The following is an 18,002-nucleotide window of genomic DNA, read 5'->3' as shown; positions in this document are numbered from 1 at the left end:
TGGTTCCCTTTTTTGGATGTCGTTCGGAAAGCATAGTGAAAACAGTTATTTTCCATTTCCGAAAGCTTGTAATGACCTCCCATTTTGCTCAACACGCCTTGGCCGGCATGCTGGCCGTCACCGCCCCCGTCCTGGCGCTGGCCGCCGACGCCGCGCCGCGCGCTTACAATATTCCTGCCGGTCCGCTGAACGTGGTCATCGCCCGTTTTTCCGTCGAATCCGGTGTGTATGTCGCGGCCGATGGCGCGCTCACGGCTGGTAAAAACAGCCCAGGCCTGCAAGGGCAACTGACGCCGCAAGAGGCGCTGGGCCGTCTGCTGGCCGGCAGCGGACTGGAAGCCGTCACGCAAGGCAACGGGCGCTATGTGCTGAAAGAAGGTGCCGCGTCGACGGTCGCTCCGCGTGGCAACGTCCCGCTGGCGCTGCCGGAAGTGAAAGTACAAGGCGAGCGCGAAACCGCACTGAATCACGTTGACGGCTATGTCGCCCGGCGCAGCGCCACCGCCACCAAGACCGATATCCGCCTGATCGAAAATCCGCAATCCGTATCGGTCGTGACGGCGGACGAACTGGCCGACCGCAAGGTCGAAACGCTGGATGAAGCGCTGCGCTACACCGCCGGCGTCACGCCGAACATGAAGCCATGGGCGGTGGATGAATTCTCGATGCTGCGCGGCTTCGAGCTGGGCACCGCAGGCATTTTTCGCGACGGCCTGCTGACCTCCGGCCGCGCTTACGCCGCGCCGATTGAGCCTTACGGGCTGGAACGACTGGAAGTGCTGCGCGGCCCCGCCTCGGTGCTGTACGGCCAGTCGCCACCGGGCGGCATGATTAACGCCGTGTCCAAGCGTCCATCGGCGAGCGCGGTGCGCGAGATCGGCGTCGAATACGGCACCTATGACCGCAAGCAGATCAAGGTCGATGTCGGTGGCGCGCTGGACCAGCGTGGCGTATGGACGTATCGCGTGACCATGCTGGGCCGTGATTCCGGCACCCGCCTGGACTTCGACCGCGACGACCGCGTCTATGTGGCGCCGGCGCTGACCTGGCAGCCGGACGCCAATACCCGCCTGACCTTGCTGGCGCAGTATCAGAAAGATGACCAGTCCTATGCCTGGCCGAATCAGCTGGCGCATCCTGGTCCGCTCGGCCAGCCTTCCGCCAGCGTCAATCTCGGCGGCAAGGACAACCGCTGGAAGCGCGAGAATCACATGTTCGGCTACGAGTTCGAGCACCGTTTCAACGACACCTGGTCGGTGCAGCAAAACCTGCGCTACACCGAGCTGGATCGCGACGAAACCAATGTCTTCCCGCGCGCGCTGCTGGCCGACGGCCGCTCGGTCACGCGCCTGTTCTACCCGCGCGGTTCCGCCTGGCGCGGCCTGCAGGCCGACACCCGCGTACAGGCTAACTTCCGTACCGGTACACTGGCGCACAATGTACTGGCAGGCGTGGACTACGCGGACAACAAGACCACCGACCGCTACCCATACAGCATCACGCCAATGCCGAATCTGGACCTGTACAATCCGGTCTACGGCGACAAACAGCCCATCGCCGCCTCGGCCTCGCCGCGCTACGAACTGTATCCGCTGAAGCAAACCGGCCTGTATCTGCAAGATCAGGTCAAATGGGATCAATGGGTGATGACCGCCGGTGTGCGTCGCGACCGGGCGGAAAATTCCAACACCCGCGTGCTGCCGGCGGCCGGCACTTCCACCGAGGCTTACAGCCAGTCTGCCAGCAAAATTACTGGCCGCCTGGGTGGTGTGTATCTGTTTGAATCCGGCTGGGCGCCGTACATCAGCTATTCCACCTCGTTTTCGCCGGAGATCGGGCGCGACATCAACAACGAGCTGCTGAAACCATCCACCGGCCGCCAGTTCGAGGCTGGCGTACGTTACCAGCCGGATCATGCCAACGTCAGCTATACCGCGTCGGTGTTCAATCTGGTGCGCAAAAACGTCACCACGGCTGCCGCGCTGGACCCGGATGCGATTGTGCAGACCGGCTCGGTCCGGTCGCGCGGCCTGGAGCTGGAGGCGCGCGCGGATGTCCTGCGCAACCTCAGCATCGTCGCCCAATACACCTATCTGGATTCCGATATCCAGGAAAGCAATTATGGCGATCGCGGCCTGTCGCAGCCAGGCGCAGTCAAACACAGCGCTTCGGTATGGGCCAAGTACAACTTCCGGCTGAGCGATGCGGCGCTGGCGCACGCAGCGCTGGGTGTGCGCTACTTTGGCAAGGCGCGCTCGTATCAGGACTATTCGAACGAGAACATCACCAATCCTGACTTCGGCATGATCGACGGCGCGCTGGGCTGGGAACAAGGACCATGGCGCTTCTCGCTCAATGTGAGCAATCTGTTTAACAAACAGGTCCTACTGGACTGCGACGGCACCTTCTGCTACCGGAATGCCGAACGCACTGTCAACGTGAGCACCAGCTACCGGTTCTGATGGGCCTGCGGCAGTCCATGGCCGGCCTGCACACGTGGGCCGGGCTGTTGGCGGGGTGGCTGCTGTACGCCATCTTCATCACCGGCGGCATCAGCTACTTCCGCGACGAGCTGACGCAATGGCTGCGGCCTGAAATTCCCGCCCGGCCGGCGATGTTGGATCAAACGCAGGCAGCGCAGCGCGCGCTGGCCACGCTCGCACAGCAGGCCGCCGGCGCCGAACAGTGGCAGATCGATCTGCCGGGGACGCGCAGCAATGTGATCGACGTCGCGTGGGAACAAGGCGACGACTATCAGCGCGCCCTGCTGGATCCGGCCAGCGGCGCCCTGCTGCGTCCACGCGCTACCCAAGGCGGCGAGTTTTTCTACTATCTGCATTTTTCACTGCATTACCTGCCCGGCACGCTGGGCCGCTGGATAGTCGGTCTGTGTGCGGTGATGGCGTTGGCGGTGATGGTCAGCGGCGTCATCGTGCATCGGCGAATTTTCAGCGACTTCTTCACTTTCCGGCCCGGCAAAGGGCAGCGCTCCTGGCTCGACGCGCACAATGCAGGCTCGGTGCTGGGCCTGCCGTTTCACCTGATGATCGTCTATACCGGCCTGGTAACGCTGATGTTTACCTATATGCCGTGGGGAGCGGCGGGGGTGTTTGGCCAGCAGCAGGCGCGCTCCGAATTGGCCAAAGTCATGCAGGTTCGCTTCGATACGCCGGCCCGCAGCGGAAAAGACACGCCCTTGGCCGATTTAGCGCCATTGATGGCGCAAGCCACTGCGCAATGGGGCAAGGACAGCGTCGGCCGCATCATCGTTACACATCCTGGTGATGCGTCGGCCAGGCTCGCCATTGCCCGTAGCGACACTCGCCGTCTCTCGGTCAGCCCATCGTACCTGCTGTTTGACGGCGTGAACGGCACACTGCTGGCAAGGCAAGACAGCGCCAGTGCTGCATTGTCCACCTGGGGCACGGCTTACGCGCTGCATCTGGGTCGTTACGCCGATCCCGTATTGCGCTGCCTGTATTTCATCAGCAGCATGCTGGGCGCGGCAATGGTGGCCACCGGCATGCTGCTGTGGACCGCCAAGCGCGAGACCGACGGCCGGCGTTTCGTTGAACGCGCCAATGTGATGTGCATCGCCGGGCTGGCCAGCGCGGTCGCGGCCTTCCTGTTGGCGAATCGTCTGCTGCCGTTGGACATGCCGGACCGTGCGCAGTGGGAGATCCACTGTTTTTTCCTCTGCTGGGGAATCTGCGCGCTGCATGCCGCTTGCCGGCCGGCTTCGCGGAGCTGGCGAGAGCAATGGCATACGGCGGCCCTGTTATGGATAGCGCTGGCATTAGTCGATGTCATATCCGCTCCCCGCGCGTTTCCCATCTTCGATGCGGCTTTTCTATGCCTGGCCTGCGGGTTTATAAAGTGTGGCGGCTTTCCAACTTTATCGTATCGTTCTCATCGCCGTTATCGGTGACGTAAATTGTGTACGCAGCACCATCCGGCTGTACCCGCACCACTACGTGGCCATCGCGGCTGTGCATCTGGCTGGTGAGGCGCTTGTTGGCCAGGTGATTTTCCGTCATCACCGAGGTCGCGTAGATTTCGCGCAGCCCTGGATACAGGCGCTGGCTCAGCATGCGCTCCATTTGCAGCATGTCCGGATGCGAGATATGCCAGCTTGGGATCACCCACACCTGCGGACGCAGCGCCCGCACCACATCGGCGCTCAAGCCGTCAAACATGCCGTGGTGATCGGCCGTGGCTACGGTGACCGGACCCGCCACCCGCGCGGCGGCGCCCAGCACGTCCAGCCACGGTAGTTCGCCATCGAAGGTGTAGCTGGTCAGGTCGCCGCCTGTAAAGTACGAAAATTTCCCGAGGCTGACCTTGAGTGCGATTGAACAGACATTCTCATTCGGATAATCCGCCCGCACCAGACTGGCCAGCGGCGGGAACATCGACCTGGCCTGCTCGCCGCTGCCAGTCCAGACCTCGCCGTTGGCGGCGACAACGCGGATGCCGAAGGAGTCGGAGATGCTGCGCATCGCCAATTGGCTGCTGCTGCCGGGACGCGCAGGCTCCACCACCAACCCGCGCTGCAAGCGCGATTTGACAAAGGCGAAGTAATTCTCCGCATACGTCCCCTTGGGCTTGGCCGGGTAGCTATAATCAGGCGCGCCACGGTCGATCAAGCGCCCTATCGGCAGCAGCTCCGCCACGTCGGTGACGCCGGACAGCCGGTAGTCGCCCTGTGCCGACCGGGGCGAAGCATCGTCGACATCGCCAAGGTGATCTGGATGGATATGCGTCAGCAGCACGTAATCCAGCTGCTGGCGGCCGGTGGCGCGCAGGTGGCGCTGCGCATATCGGCCTATCCATTCGCCCGGACGGCGCTGTGCATTCGGCTTCGGCGCCGCTGATACATCCAGCTTGTTGTTGGTAGCGCCAGCGTCGATCAGCATGCTGGTCCCGTCCGGCATGATCACCAGCGTGGCGCTGCCGCGGCCTGTAGCGATGTGATGAATGTCCAGGCAACCAGGCGTCCACGGCGACAGGCGCGCGTCCGCCACCGCAGCCAGTGCGCCACGTATTGCCAGCGGCGCGGCCAGCATCCCCAGTACAAACTGGCGGCGATGTAGTTGATGATGCATGCCGCCTCCTTAGAACTTCGCGCCCAGTGTAACGCCGAAGGTGCGCGGCTCGCCGTCATACTCCGCGCGCACCACCTGTGTCGATCGGGTCAGGATGTAGCGTGTGTCGTTGGCGTTCTTCACCCAGGCGGTGACTTTCCAGCTGCGGTCCGGCGACTCGTAGCCCGCACTCATATTGGCCAGGCCGTAGCCGGGAATCTGCAAATTGGGATCGTTGGCAGCGCCGGTGTTGTAAGTATCGCGCCATGCGTAGTTGGCGGCTGCGGTCAGGAATCCGGCCGCCCCCATCGGCAGGCTGATGTTGGCTGCGGCCGAGTACTGATTGCGAGGCGACGACGACAGCGGATTGCCCGTGTAGTTGAAAGTGCCGACGGCGAAGCTGTCATACACGCCATCCACATGGCTATAACCGCCCGACAGTTCCAGCCATTTCAGCGGCTTGTACGCCAGTTCCAGCTCGCCGCCCTTGACGGTCGCCTTGCCTGCGTTGACGATGGTCAGGATGCCGGTCAGCGCATTGTTCACCAATTCCTGCTTGTCGGTGTACTTCATTTTGTACACCGATGCGTTCAGGCGCAAGCGGTTGTTAAGCCATTGCGATTTGACCCCAGCCTCGTAATTGCTCACCTTCTCTGGGTCAAATGACTTGTGGAAGATGGCCGCCGTTGCGGCATCGCCGTTAAAACCGCCAGCGGTGAAGCCGCGCGTGGCGCTGGCATAGAACATCAGGTTCATTTGTGGCTCCCAGCTCAGCACCAGGCGTGGCGTGAACTCGCTCCAGCTGGCCTTGACGCCGTTGCTGGTGAAAGTCGCGGCTGGACGCACGAAGTCGGTGCGGGTCAGATTACCGGTCTTCTCGTCGTGCGTGTAGCGCACACCGGCTGTGAGGTCGAAAGCGGCGGGCAGGTGCACCACACCGTCGGCGAACACGCCCAGGCTTTTGGTATCGACCTGCTGGTCGGCCAGCGTCGAACTGGCCAGCGCACCGGTGCGGGCGGCCAGGCCGTGCGTCGCCAGCAAGCGGCTGCCCTCTTCGCTCATATAATACAGGCCGGTGACGAAATCGCCCGCAGCCCATTTCGGGCTGGCGTAGCGCAGCTCGTGCGACCAGGTGTCGATATTGTCGGCGTCGCGCGTGATGCTCTGGCTGCCGGTGGTCAGCAGGCTGTAGTGAACGCCGACGCCGGAGTAGTCTTCGCTGGCGCGCGAGCTACGATAGGCGCTGATGGCTGTTAGCTCACCCGCCGGCAGCCTCCAGTGAAGCTTGGCCGAGATGCCGGAGATATAGCGCTGAAAGCCTTGCGGCACGCCGAGTTCGGAAGTGCGCGAATTGCCATCGTCGCCCAGCGTATTGGAGGACAGCGTACGGCCGCCATTCCAGTCTTCGCTGTAATCCGCGCTGAGGGTGGCTTCGATATCGCTATCAGGCTTGAGCAGCAGTTGCGCGCGGTAGTTGCGGCTGTTCAGGTCATCTTCCTCCTGGCCGGTCAGGCGGTCGCGCCCATAGCCGTCGCGTTCGCGCAGCGAGGTGGAGAACTTGAAGGCAGCCGCCTCGCTCAACGGCGTGGTGACCAGGCCATTGAGCTGGCGCTCGCCCAGCTTGCCGAAAGTGATTTGCGCTTCCGCCGCGCTTTCGTCCAGCGCAGGCTGGCGGGTGTTGATCACGATGACACCACCAGTGACGTTACGCCCAAATAGCGTGCCTTGCGGCCCTTTCAGCACATTGATGCTATCCAGGTCGAACAGCTCAAAGCTCGCGGCGCTGTTACGCGGGATAAAGACATCATCGACCACCACGGCCACCGGCTTGCTCACGCCGATCTGCGAAAACGTATTGCTGATGCCGCGTATCGCAATAGTCGGATTGGCCTGGCTGAACGACGACACCAGCAGTCCCGGCGTCAAACGGCTGACATCCTGCAGATTCTGCACGCGGTTCGCTTCAATCACACGCGCCGACAGCGTGGTCATTGAGATGGGGACGCTTTGGGCTGCCTGGCTGCGCTTTTGCGCGGTGACGGTGATGCTGGCGAGGCTGTCGCCGCTGGCTTCTGGCTGGGCTGCGGTGTTGATAGCGGCGACTGCGGCCGGTTTTGCGCCGCGAAAGATGACCACTGCGTTGGCGCCGTCATGCCGCACCTGCAAGTCGCTGTTGGCGAGTAGCTGTTTCAACGCCTCGTCGGCCGACAAGGTACCGCGTGCCCCCTTGGTTTGCACGCCTTCGATATCGGCGCTGCTATACAGTACCTGCACGCCCGCCTGCGTGCTCCACGCATCGAGCGCGGTTTTCAGATCTCCAGCGCCGATGCTGATGTCGCGCGTTTGCGCCTGTGCCGCCGTGCATAAAGCCAGCACCGCGATAGCCAGTGTATGACGAACCATGTTCATGCCCTATTTTGAAGTGATTGGATACTGCCCATCCGTTAAGACGAGCAGCACCACACAATCCGGTATGCGTCAGCGATATATTTTGATGATGTCGCCCTGGCGCGCGACTTTCAGCCCCATGCCTTGCTCAAGCAGCCGCGCAAAGCCATCGATATTGTCGACATTGAAGCTGCCGCCAATGCGCAGCTGCGCCGCGACCGGGTCGGCAATCAGCAGCTGCCGCTTGTTGTAGCGGTTGAATTCCTGCGCCGCCTGCGCCAGCGTCATCTGGTCCAGCACCAGCCGGCCCTGGCGCCAGCTCAGGCGGCTGGTGGTCTGCTGATCCGTCTCATGGCTGACCAGCACCGCATCGCCCTTCGCCAGCAGGCTGTCGTTGCGGGTGATGATGGCCGGTACGGCAGTGGCGCCATCGGCGGTCGGGCTGACCTGCACGCGGCCATCCGCCACCGTCACCTGTACCTGGCCATCGTCATCGCGGCGCACCGAGAAGCGCGTGCCCAGTACAGTGATGCGGCGCGAACCCGCCTCCACCACGAAAGGCCGGCTGGCGTCGTGCGTGACTTCAAAATAGGCTTCGCCCTTGTCTAGCCAGACCACGCGCCGCGCACTGGCCAGCTTTGCCCACAACCTGGTGTTGGTGTTGAGCGTTACCCGCGTGCCGTCATCGAGCGCCAATGAGGTACTTTGGCCCAGCGCCGTTTTATATTGCGTCGGCTGATCGCGCAAGCCGATGGTCGCAATCCACGCCGCCCCGACCACCAGCGTGACGCCGGCAGCAATGCGCCAGTACCGCTGACTGAAAAGCGCGGCAGCCGGGACGGCGCTGCGGCCCGGATGATGCAGGCTGCCCAGACGGTCGGCACGCTGCCAGATACTTTCCAGCCGCAGCCACGCAATGCGGTGCGCGGTGGCGGCATTAATCCACGCGTCGAACGCCTGTTGCTGCTGCTCGCTCCAGTCATCCCGATCGCGTCTGGCCAGCCATTCGGCGGCCTGCGCTTCAATCTCGGCGGCATTGCACATCATAGCGGGCCACCTTTCTGTTCATTCTTGCCACGTATCCGGGCTGTCAATTTTGACATATTGACTACCACTCCTTTGAGCAGCAGCGCGTCCGCCAGCGCACGCATACCTTTCGCGATCTGTTTTTCCACCGTGTCCTCGGCAATCCCCATGTGCTCGGCGACTTCGCGCTGCGACATTCCATCGATCTTGCGTAGCCGGACCACTTCACCGCAGCGCAGCGGCAGCTGTTCCAGCGCGTTTTGCAGCAGCCGCAGCTCCTGATGGCCGCTGGCGTGGCGCTCGGGCGTCAGTTCATGGCTGGACAGATCCAGCGTTTCCAGGTCGGCGTAAGCTTCGATGGAGACGATCTGCGCGCGGCGCGCCTGATCAATTAGCAGGTTGCGCGCGGCAGCGAAGACGAAGGCCTGTACCAGCTCCGGACGGTGCCGGGCGGCGGATTCATAGATCCGCACATAGACTTCCTGTAATAAATCGGCAACATCATCGCTGGGCTGGCGATGACGACGCAGGAAACGGGCCAGCGCCGCCTCCAGCGGCAGCACCTCGCGTACAAACCAGTCGTCCAGGTCAGTGGGCATGTGAAGTAAAAATGAGGGAGACACCGGCTAAGACGAACAAGTCATAAAAATCCGCTATGTACTGACAAATAAATCTTTTCAAAGCGGCCAATATGGTACACAAAATGACTTAAGGTCCTGATTTCGCTATAATTCCCGCCTTCGATTGTAAGGAATGTAGTCATGACTCTGCTAGCCCACCAGCTTGAATTGCTGTCGCCCGCCAAAACCGCCGAAATCGGCCGTGAAGCCATTTTGCATGGTGCGGACGCCGTGTATATCGGCGGCCCCGCCTTTGGCGCGCGCCATAACGCCAGCAATTCGATCGAGGAAATCTCGCGGCTGGTGGAATTCGCACACCGCTACCACTCGCGCATCTTTGTCACGCTGAACACGATTCTGCACGACGCCGAACTGGAAGCAGCCCGCAAGCAGATCTGGGAACTGTACGACGCCGGCGTCGATGCGCTGATCGTGCAGGACATGGGCCTGCTGGAAATGGACTTGCCACCGATCCAGCTGCACGCCAGCACGCAGTGCGACATCCGCACCGCAGAGAAGGCCAAATTCCTCGGCAACGTCGGCTTCTCGCAGCTGGTGCTGGCGCGCGAGCTGACCATCGAACAGATCAAAAAGATCCACGCCGACGTCGACACGCCGCTGGAATACTTCATCCACGGCGCGCTGTGCGTGGCGTATTCCGGCCAGTGCTATATCTCGCACGCCGACACCGGCCGCAGCGCCAACCGTGGCGACTGCTCGCAAGCCTGCCGCCTGCCGTACACGCTGAGCGATAGCAAGGGCGGCGTGGTGGCGTATGAAAAACACCTGCTGTCGATGAAGGACAACGACCAGAGCGCCAACCTGGAAGCACTGGTCGACGCCGGCATCCGCTCGTTCAAGATCGAAGGCCGCTACAAGGACATGGGTTATGTGAAGAACATCACCGCCCACTACCGCCTGCTGCTGGATGAGATTCTGGAGCGCCGCACCGAATTCACGCGCGCCGCCAGCGGCCGCACCGAGATCATGTTCACGCCGGATGTCGACAAGACTTTCCACCGCGGCCACACCGATTACTTCGCCAACGGCCGCCTGGAAGATATCGGCGCCTTCGACAGCCCTAAATACGTGGGCGTCGAACTGGGCACGGTCAGCCGTGTCGCCACCGACCATTTCGACGTGGTGACCAATGCGTCCATGGCCAATGGCGACGGCTTGAACTATATGCACAAGCGCGAAGTCCAGGGCGTGCAGGCCAACGTGGTCAAGAAGCTCGACGAAAACGAGGAAGGTCAGGTCTGGCGCGTATTCCCGAACGAGGCAATCAGCGCCCTGCCCGGCCTGAAAGTCGGCACCTCCATCAAGCGCAACCGCGACCACCACTGGGAAGCGTCGCTCAACAAGAAATCCGCCGACCGCAAAGTCGGCCTGCACCTGACGCTGAGCGAACAGCAAGACGGCTTGCGCCTGTCGCTGTGCGACGAAGACGGCTTTGTCAGCGACACCAGCGCGGCCATCGCGCTGCAGCCTGCCCAAAACGCCGACCAGGCCGATGCCTCGCTGCGTGCCAGTTTGGCCAAGCTGGGCAACACCATGTTTGTGTGTGACAGCGTCGAGCTGAAACTGTCGCAGCCATGGTTCGTGCCATCGGCCGCGATCAACGCGCTGCGCCGCGAGGCCATCGAGGCGCATGAGGCCGTGCGCCTCGCTGCCTGGGACCGTCCTACCCGTAAAGCAGGTGCCGAGCCGCCGGCCGTGTATCCGGACACGCAGCTGAGCTATCTGGCCAACGTCTACAACGAGAAAGCGCGCGCCTTCTACCACAAGCATGGCGTGCAGCTGATCGCCGCCGCGTATGAGTCGCACGAAGAGCCAGGCGAAGTGCCGCTGATGATCACCAAGCACTGCCTGCGCTTCTCCTTCAATCTGTGCCCGAAACAGGCCAAGGGCGTGCAAGGCGTTCAGGGCCAGGTGCGCGCCGAACCGATGACCCTGGTCAGCGGCGACGAAACCTACACCCTGCGGTTCGACTGCAAGCCGTGCGAAATGCACGTGGTCGGCGCGATGAAACCGGGCATCCTGAAATCGGCGCCGCCGTCCAACATCCCGTACAGCCCTCTGGTATTCCACCGCCAGCGCCCGCGCGCCTAAGTAGCGTTATCGTTCCAAGGAGTGCCGTGTAGCACGTTTACGTGACATACAGGTTCACTGGAAAGTTTTAGCATTGCAGTATTCTAAAACTTTCCGGAAAACCACTATGTCCACGCGTGCCACCTCTTTCCGCACCCTGCATCTGTCTTTGACTGAGGCTATAGATGCACCGCTGACACTCCATGCTGGCGGCAAAGAATATTCGATTACGTTGCACACGCCAGAAACACTCAGTGCACATCGCGAACGAAATCAGGTGCTGGCGGCGATTCCTGGTGAACACTTGGGACGGATTACCCACTTTGTCGATGAAGTCGAGTTTTCCGCCACCACATTAACCGTGTATTACGCCACTCGCCCGGCAGCCGATTCTGAATCTGTCATAGGCGACATCGTTGCCACGGGCATCCACGTGCCTCTGGAAAGTCGAAAAATTGCTGCGCGGCGCCGCCAGCGCGACAGTTTAAAAGCACGCCATCCAGCGGTTCTGGGCCAATTGCATGCCACCCCGCTGCTTCGACAGGCCGCCAGCCACGAAAATTTTACCCTGTTGGCCGATGCCGGCGATTTCATGACGCCTTATGAAGCGGCAAAAACCATCCTGTTCAACCATCCTGAAGTTGCCTCGATCAATCCGGAAATCGCGGCTGACATGCTAGACTACTACATCGAGGATGCGCTTGATCACCATCCGGAACTATGGCAATACATTTCGCGCCATCCTGCTGGCCACAGAGACCCTTGGACGATTAACACCATCGCGCGCCATGCTGATGGCACGCCAGTCGAGCCACCTGCGGGCCTGATCGGCAGCGACAATGTCGAAGTCAAATGGCCAACCGATGTCGACGGTAACCGCCGGCTGCCGTTGACGGACCTGCATGAAGGTACGCTGCAGGCAGCCAAGCCGACGCTGGACTATCTGCTGCGCATCCTCAAAGATGAGGCCCGTTTGCAGGGCATTGCCTGGCAACGTTCGCTGGGCATCCCTTCGACTCAAGACAAACAAGGTATCGGCAAGCCGGCCAGCCAGCTGCAAAGCGCAGTGGAAGGCGCGATGTACAAATGGACACTTGCCAATCCAGGCTCCAGCTGGGGACTGGAGATCAGCGACAATATTGAATTTGACGGCGATACCCAAACGGTACGCATCGGCGTCAAGAACAAAGCTAATCGCTGCCTCGGCGCGTATGTCGAGTTTCTCGATAGCCAGGATAAACCTATCACCCCAAAAGACTGGGTGGAGCGCATCAAGAGCGCGCAATATCGCGGCACCGCCAGCAAGAAATATCTGCAGTTCATTCGCCCTGCGGATTGCATCATGGGTATTCCGCTCGGCGGGAACACCACAACACTAGTGTTCCCGTTTGCCGACGGCGCAGTCAAGGCGCGCATCCTGCTGGCAGGCCTGGGCACCGGCAAGGGTGATAGCGAGGTTGACCACCTCGGCAGAAATACCACCGGCATTCTGAACTACGGCGTGCCGGGCCTGATGATTGGCTTTGGCGTTGGCATGGACTCCAGCTCCTGGCTGTACAGCTTGTTCACAAACCCTTTGGTGCTGGAGGCCTTACTGGGGGTACTCTGCGAAGATGGCGACGCTTGGCTGAAAACCATGACGCCGGAACTTTTCCTGCGCAAAGCGAGTGCTGCCATCGGTAGCATTATCTTCAGCCAGGCGCTGATACACCTGATCGCTAAACCTTTGGTGGCGCGCGTAGTAGGCGCGCAAGTGGCGCAGGCGATGCCGATTGCCGGCTGGGTCATGAAAGTGATGTGCCTGACCGCCGCTACCGGCATGATGATCTCAACCACGGTGGCGGTCACCAACGCACCCGCAGTCTACGATCTGAAATTGAGCCGCGCGATTGATGTCGCGGTCACGGTCAAACCAGATCCTGTGCATGGAGGTGAAGACGCGGTCTGGCCGTTACAGCTCGATTACTACACCCTAACTTTGACGCACCAAAGCGGGACCTCGCAAACGATGGGACCGTTTCCTCGAAGTACTCTTGGCAAGACTATTCAGCACACCTTTGTCAACGTCGCAGCAGGGAATGGTGAGAACATTCAGATCAGTGTGAACCTGTATGCCAAGAACCAGTGGATGTGTGGCGCCTGGGTCAGCGACTGGATCAACGCCGCCACCACCGACGGCTCCAGCACAATCCAGGTCGGCGGCGCCATCATTGAACGGCTAGTGCCACTCACCTCTTCGACTGTCTACGAACACAAGAAGGTACTCAGTCTGGATAAGAATGGTGCACGCTATTGGCGTGATACTCACCAAGCGCCAACAGCGGTGGCAAAAACCGTGGATAGCGACGGTATCCGCCATGTGACCAAGCTGATCAACCTGAGCTTGAACAACCACGCCTATCGGCTGGGCTACACCTGGCGGGCTGACCAAATGGGCTTGCCGCTGGATAATGACACGACCCGCGTGCAAACACCTATGCATGTATTCCAATGCATTAGTACACTGGCCGATCCCAACAAAGGGGCAAAATTCCCATCGCGTGGCTTCTCGGTGCAGCCCTATCTCACGCTGGACCAGTTCGGCCCTGAAGCACTGTTGACACTGCCCCTGACGCTGCAAAAAGCATTGGACTCCGCAGACCAGGTGGTTCCTGCCGATATCCGTAGCGCATTCAACGACGCAGGAAAACCGCTTGAAAACACCGTCAGCAAGGTGATCGTCGCCAAAGAAAGCGTATGGACGCTGAACCAGCCTGGCGGCGGTGTACTGTATGTGCTCAAGCGGCGGCCATCCGGGATTATGGCATATGCCTCCCCCTACCCGGAATTCAGCCCGCGTAACTTCTACCTCGATCCGCGCGGCTCGCGCGACAGCAAGCTGCATCTGCGCCATGTCGACCTGAGTGCCCCGGCCACCGATTTTGACTACGGCTCAGACCAGAGCTGGGGCGTATTCAACCAGCAAAACCTGGACGCGGTGATTGTGCATCCCGGCGGCTACGCAATCGGCGTCAACTACGCGGAGAGCAAGATGGAAATCCTCAAGCTGCAGGAGGCTCCCACCAGCGACGCGCAAGCGGAACTCGCCATCCCCATGAGTGGCAAAGGGGCGCTAGAAGGCCTGTTGAATGGCCCGAAAGCCATGACAGTCACGGCCGACGGCCGCGTGCTTCTGCTGGAGCAGAACAACAGCCGGGTCCAGGCATTCGATACAACCGGTAATGCGGTGCAGTGTTTCGCCGGTCCCCTGCATTTTGAACTCGACGCTAGCTTTGCCGTCACGCTCGACAAGCGTAGGGTATCGCCCGCGCTGACGATCGCGTTGCTGGCCCAGCTGACGCCATCTGTTGCGCCGCGCGCCTATCTGGAAGCGGCGCATCAGGCGGAGCTGAATAAGGCTGAACTCAGCGAGACCGTTCGCCAGGCGCTTACCGGCAAAGGGCTAACGTTAGCGCCAACGGCCTTTGTGGAAGTGGTAACGCCCGATCAGGTATGGCTGATACACGATCCCGATAACCAACTGGCCTTCGATGTGCGCAACGACGGCCACGAAATACCGGTGCGCGGCCTGGCTGACTTCTCGGTTGAGATGGAAAGCCCGGGCAGCCGCTGGCTGCTACGTGACGCCACCAACGCGCAGACCTTCCGTATCCAAAAGGACGCAGAAAACAAGCTTCAGGTTCAACAGCTGATTGCCACGCTGGCGCTCAACCCGCGTGCGGAGCAACTGCAGTATCTCGACATTGCCTGTGAGCCGGAAGGTTTTATCTATGTACTGTCGCATCTGAATAGCGGCAGCAGTCCGAACGACTACCGACTGGATATCTACAACCCAGATGGCAGCCACTTAAGCCGTACACCAAGCAAGCAAGGCGATGCTTGCATCAGTGCGGCCAAGATTTCCGTCGACCACTGGCGCACGCTATTCACGCTCAATTATGAGACCCTGACACATGCCAGCGGCCCGCACGAGCCGTCGATCAGTCAGTGGGCGCCATCGTTACCCAACAGTAATCAGACCACAGCATGACGGAATATTATTTTTTCGGTGCATTCATCGCCTCCACCGAGGCGATGAAAAAAACGTATTATCTGACGCTGGCAGGAAGCGAGGTGCGCCTGACCACTGAGGTCAGCAAGGCAATGGCTGTCCGCTTATATCAGGGCGTCAAGTCAGACTTTATGCTCACATGCCACACGCCTGTGACCATTAAGCAGCGCGAAGGTGCGTTCATGATTGATCTGCCATCGCAGGGTAGCGTCGGCGTGGGCAATCTAGTTTTTGACCGTCAGCCTGTAACTTCAGTGTTCGAAGACTGTCGCATCGATAACACCGGTGGATCGGCCTGGATCCGGATAGGCGAATCCTGGTTGGGCGCCTCAGCGGGACATGACAAGGACGAGAGTTTGTTATATCTGCATCCAACGACGAATCCCTTCTTCAAGCCGGCTGCCTGGCAATTTACGCCTGTCGACGCGGAAAAGGCGCTGGATTTGCGTTATGTGAATCTGGAGGATCATTTTGCTTGTCTTAATGCTCCAAAAGCAAAACTGCAGTATGCACGCTTGGACCGTGCCCACATGTATCCATGCGATCTGACCTCGGCAGACCTCAGCAAGAGTTCCAACATCGGTACGACTTATGGCAGCAAAGATTCAGCCGCCAAACTCGCCAATAGCATCTGGGCCGGCGCCGTCTGTTGGAGTACTGACTTTACATGCTGCGACCTGCGGGGCGCCAAATTCGTTGACGCAGTATTCAGGGACCGTGGCGAGGATGTCGATCCCCCCTATTTATCGTTTGTGAAGGCGGATCTGCGTGGCGCAGATCTCAGCAAATGTGATTTGCGTGGCGCCAATTTCAGCGGCGCGATGCTCTCGGGCGCTGACCTTAGCGGCAGCAAATTAGACCGCTGCGTGGTCAACAGCGCAGATTTTTGCGGTGCTGACCTGTCGGGCGTCGATTTAACTACGGTAAAATTCGACATCAAATTGATGCCCCGTTTTTCCGTCGACACCCCCAACAGCAAAACTCCTTTGACCAAACTGATAGGGGCAAAGCTGAACGCCGATTTGATTGGGCTGAAATGGGATTGTCTCGACCTGAGCAATGCAACCGTCAGCGACTTGCCGAAAAAGCTGGACAACTTGAGTGCGCAATACGCTCTTATTCCTAAAATGGACTTGTCCAAACGAAGCCTGACTAAAGCGAACTTCAGATTCGCCACGCTAGGCAAAGTGAACTTTAGCGGCGCAAACCTGACTGAAGCCAACTTGTCTGGCCTTGATCTGACCAAAGCAGAGTTTACCAATGCGGTGATGAGCGCAACCCTGATCCAAGGGACGAATCTTAAAGATCGGGATTTGTCGACGGTGTCATGCCTGCAACGGCCGATTACCTCGAAAGACACCACGCAGCGTACCAACTTGGCCGGCACCTCGTTTAAAGCGGGCATGTTCCGCAAAGACTGGACCGCGCTTGATCTGACCGGTGCAAAGATATCGGACCTGGCGACCACTGACTTGACCGCTCTGCAGGCTGACGACGTCATACTGATAGATGTGGACCTCAAAGGGGCAAAATTTAATTCAGTCACCGAAGGGAAGGACATCATAGGCGCGTCGTTCCAGCGTGCCCTCTTCCACGGCGCTGATCTGAAATATGTAGAATTCCAGAACGCTATATTAACGGGCGCACAATTTGGTATGTATAAAGTTATCAGCCGTACTTCCCTGGCACATATCGGTCAGGCAGATGTGGCTGCTCTGTCGCAAAGAATGTCTGAGCAGATTGAGCAAGAAGCAGGCGCCGTGCCGCTGATCCGGAGCGAGCGTCGTGCGGATGGTCATTATGAGTTGCTTGCCCTGGTACCCACGCAACATGCCTACTTAAATAGTGCTTATCTGGTTAACGTCAATCTGACCAACGCGAATCTTGAGGGTGTTGACGCCGAAGGTGCACACTTGTACGGGCCGGAGTGTAAATTGGAGGGGGCCGTTTTGACGCAAATAAAGCTGGCAAACGCCAATCTTGCTTCAGCCGATTTGAGCCGGGTCATTCTGCAGGGAGCAGACCTGAGTTCTGCAAACCTTATTGGTACAAAGTTCAAAGGTGCGGACCTTTCTCCGGTTCCCGGCGTTTCGATTGCGACAAAGCTTAGCAAGGCTCACTTGGCGGAAGCAGATTTTACCGACGCCAAACTCCAAGGCGTAAATTTCGATGGCGCTGCGATCCCAAGCACCAATGGCGTTTACTTATTTACTTTGGAAAAAGCATTCCTGACTGAGCTCCAGGCCTCGAAAATAAAAAATGAAACCGATATTCCCCCTCCAATCGGAAAATCTTTTGATCAAAAGCTGGTTGAAAACAGGCACTTAAAATTAGGCCCTAAGGCAAAAATTAAAGGCAACCTCAAAAGCTGGCGGATAAACGATTCAGAAGATAGGGTACAGGGCTATGCAAGCTACGTCCTGCTGGAGAATTCGGATAAAGTTGATGTTTTTGCGAAAGACATAAAAATACAGCGACTGGGGCTAAATAATCAATTGGAGATTGTGCAAAATACCCTGCTCCCAGCGACAGCATTTCATCGAAATAATATGGATGAAAAAACTCGGCTGCCGGACGGTGAGCTACTCGGGCAGAGAAAGGACTGGGACGAGCGATGGCTGAGAGCGACGGCAGCCATGTTGCCTAAACCGCCAACCTGCATACCGTCCCAAAAACACTACTGCCCGCTCTCTGTTGAGTAAAGTAAGTAACAGCCTCGCGTTGCACTATTGCTCAACTAGC

Annotated in this window: 9 protein-coding genes; 5 read left to right on the top strand and 4 right to left on the bottom strand. The window is 59.5% G+C overall.

Annotated elements, in window-relative coordinates; translation table 11 throughout:
* The first annotated feature begins 71 nt into the window (after positions 1-71).
* Positions 72-2,462, top strand: a complete 2,391-nt coding sequence (locus KW842_RS02870; protein ID WP_218302564.1) for a TonB-dependent siderophore receptor — start codon at positions 72-74, stop codon at positions 2,460-2,462.
* A 17-nt stretch (positions 2,463-2,479) separates the two neighbouring features.
* Positions 2,480-3,928, top strand: coding sequence for a PepSY domain-containing protein (locus tag KW842_RS02865; protein ID WP_218302563.1), 1,449 nt, complete (start codon positions 2,480-2,482; stop codon positions 3,926-3,928).
* On the opposite strand, the gene KW842_RS02860 is transcribed toward KW842_RS02865, so the two are convergent.
* The 4 genes from KW842_RS02860 to KW842_RS02845 form a co-directional block, all read right to left on the bottom strand.
* A complete protein-coding gene (locus KW842_RS02860) occupies positions 3,870-5,105 on the bottom strand; it encodes a ComEC/Rec2 family competence protein (RefSeq protein WP_218302562.1) in 1,236 nt (411 codons plus the stop codon). The genes KW842_RS02865 and KW842_RS02860 overlap by 59 nt on opposite strands.
* A gap of 9 nt (positions 5,106-5,114) precedes the next feature.
* Entirely contained in the window at positions 5,115-7,493 is a 2,379-nt protein-coding gene (locus KW842_RS02855; RefSeq protein WP_229223449.1) for a TonB-dependent receptor domain-containing protein, read from the bottom strand.
* A gap of 69 nt (positions 7,494-7,562) precedes the next feature.
* Positions 7,563-8,519 carry a FecR domain-containing protein gene (locus KW842_RS02850; RefSeq protein ID WP_218302561.1) on the bottom strand — a complete coding sequence of 319 codons (957 nt, stop codon included), beginning with the start codon at positions 8,517-8,519 and terminating at the stop codon, positions 7,563-7,565.
* Positions 8,516-9,097, bottom strand: coding sequence for an RNA polymerase sigma factor (locus KW842_RS02845; protein ID WP_218302560.1), 582 nt, complete (start codon positions 9,095-9,097; stop codon positions 8,516-8,518). The genes KW842_RS02850 and KW842_RS02845 overlap by 4 nt, the downstream gene beginning before the upstream one ends.
* A 162-nt stretch (positions 9,098-9,259) precedes the next feature.
* On the opposite strand from KW842_RS02845, the gene KW842_RS02840 reads away from it, so the two are divergent.
* The 3 genes from KW842_RS02840 to KW842_RS02830 all read left to right on the top strand — a co-directional run bounded on the left by KW842_RS02840 (position 9,260) and on the right by KW842_RS02830 (position 17,962).
* Entirely contained in the window at positions 9,260-11,230 is a 1,971-nt protein-coding gene (locus tag KW842_RS02840; RefSeq protein WP_218302559.1) for a U32 family peptidase, read from the top strand.
* Between the two features lie 106 nt (positions 11,231-11,336).
* On the top strand, positions 11,337-15,239 hold the full coding sequence (locus KW842_RS02835; RefSeq protein WP_218302558.1) for a hypothetical protein: 3,903 nt from the start codon (positions 11,337-11,339) through the stop codon (positions 15,237-15,239).
* The gene (locus KW842_RS02830) at positions 15,236-17,962 is read left to right on the top strand and encodes a pentapeptide repeat-containing protein (protein ID WP_218302557.1); all 2,727 of its coding nucleotides are present in this window, start codon (positions 15,236-15,238) and stop codon (positions 17,960-17,962) included. Before KW842_RS02835 ends, KW842_RS02830 begins: the two co-directional genes overlap by 4 nt.
* The last annotated feature ends 40 nt before the right edge of the window (positions 17,963-18,002 follow it).

This window comes from Duganella sp. sic0402, from assembly GCF_019219065.1.
Taxonomy (GTDB): domain Bacteria; phylum Pseudomonadota; class Gammaproteobacteria; order Burkholderiales; family Burkholderiaceae_D; genus Rugamonas.
The sequence above is the reverse complement of the archived record's forward strand: the minus strand, read 5'-3'. Positions and strand labels throughout refer to the sequence as shown.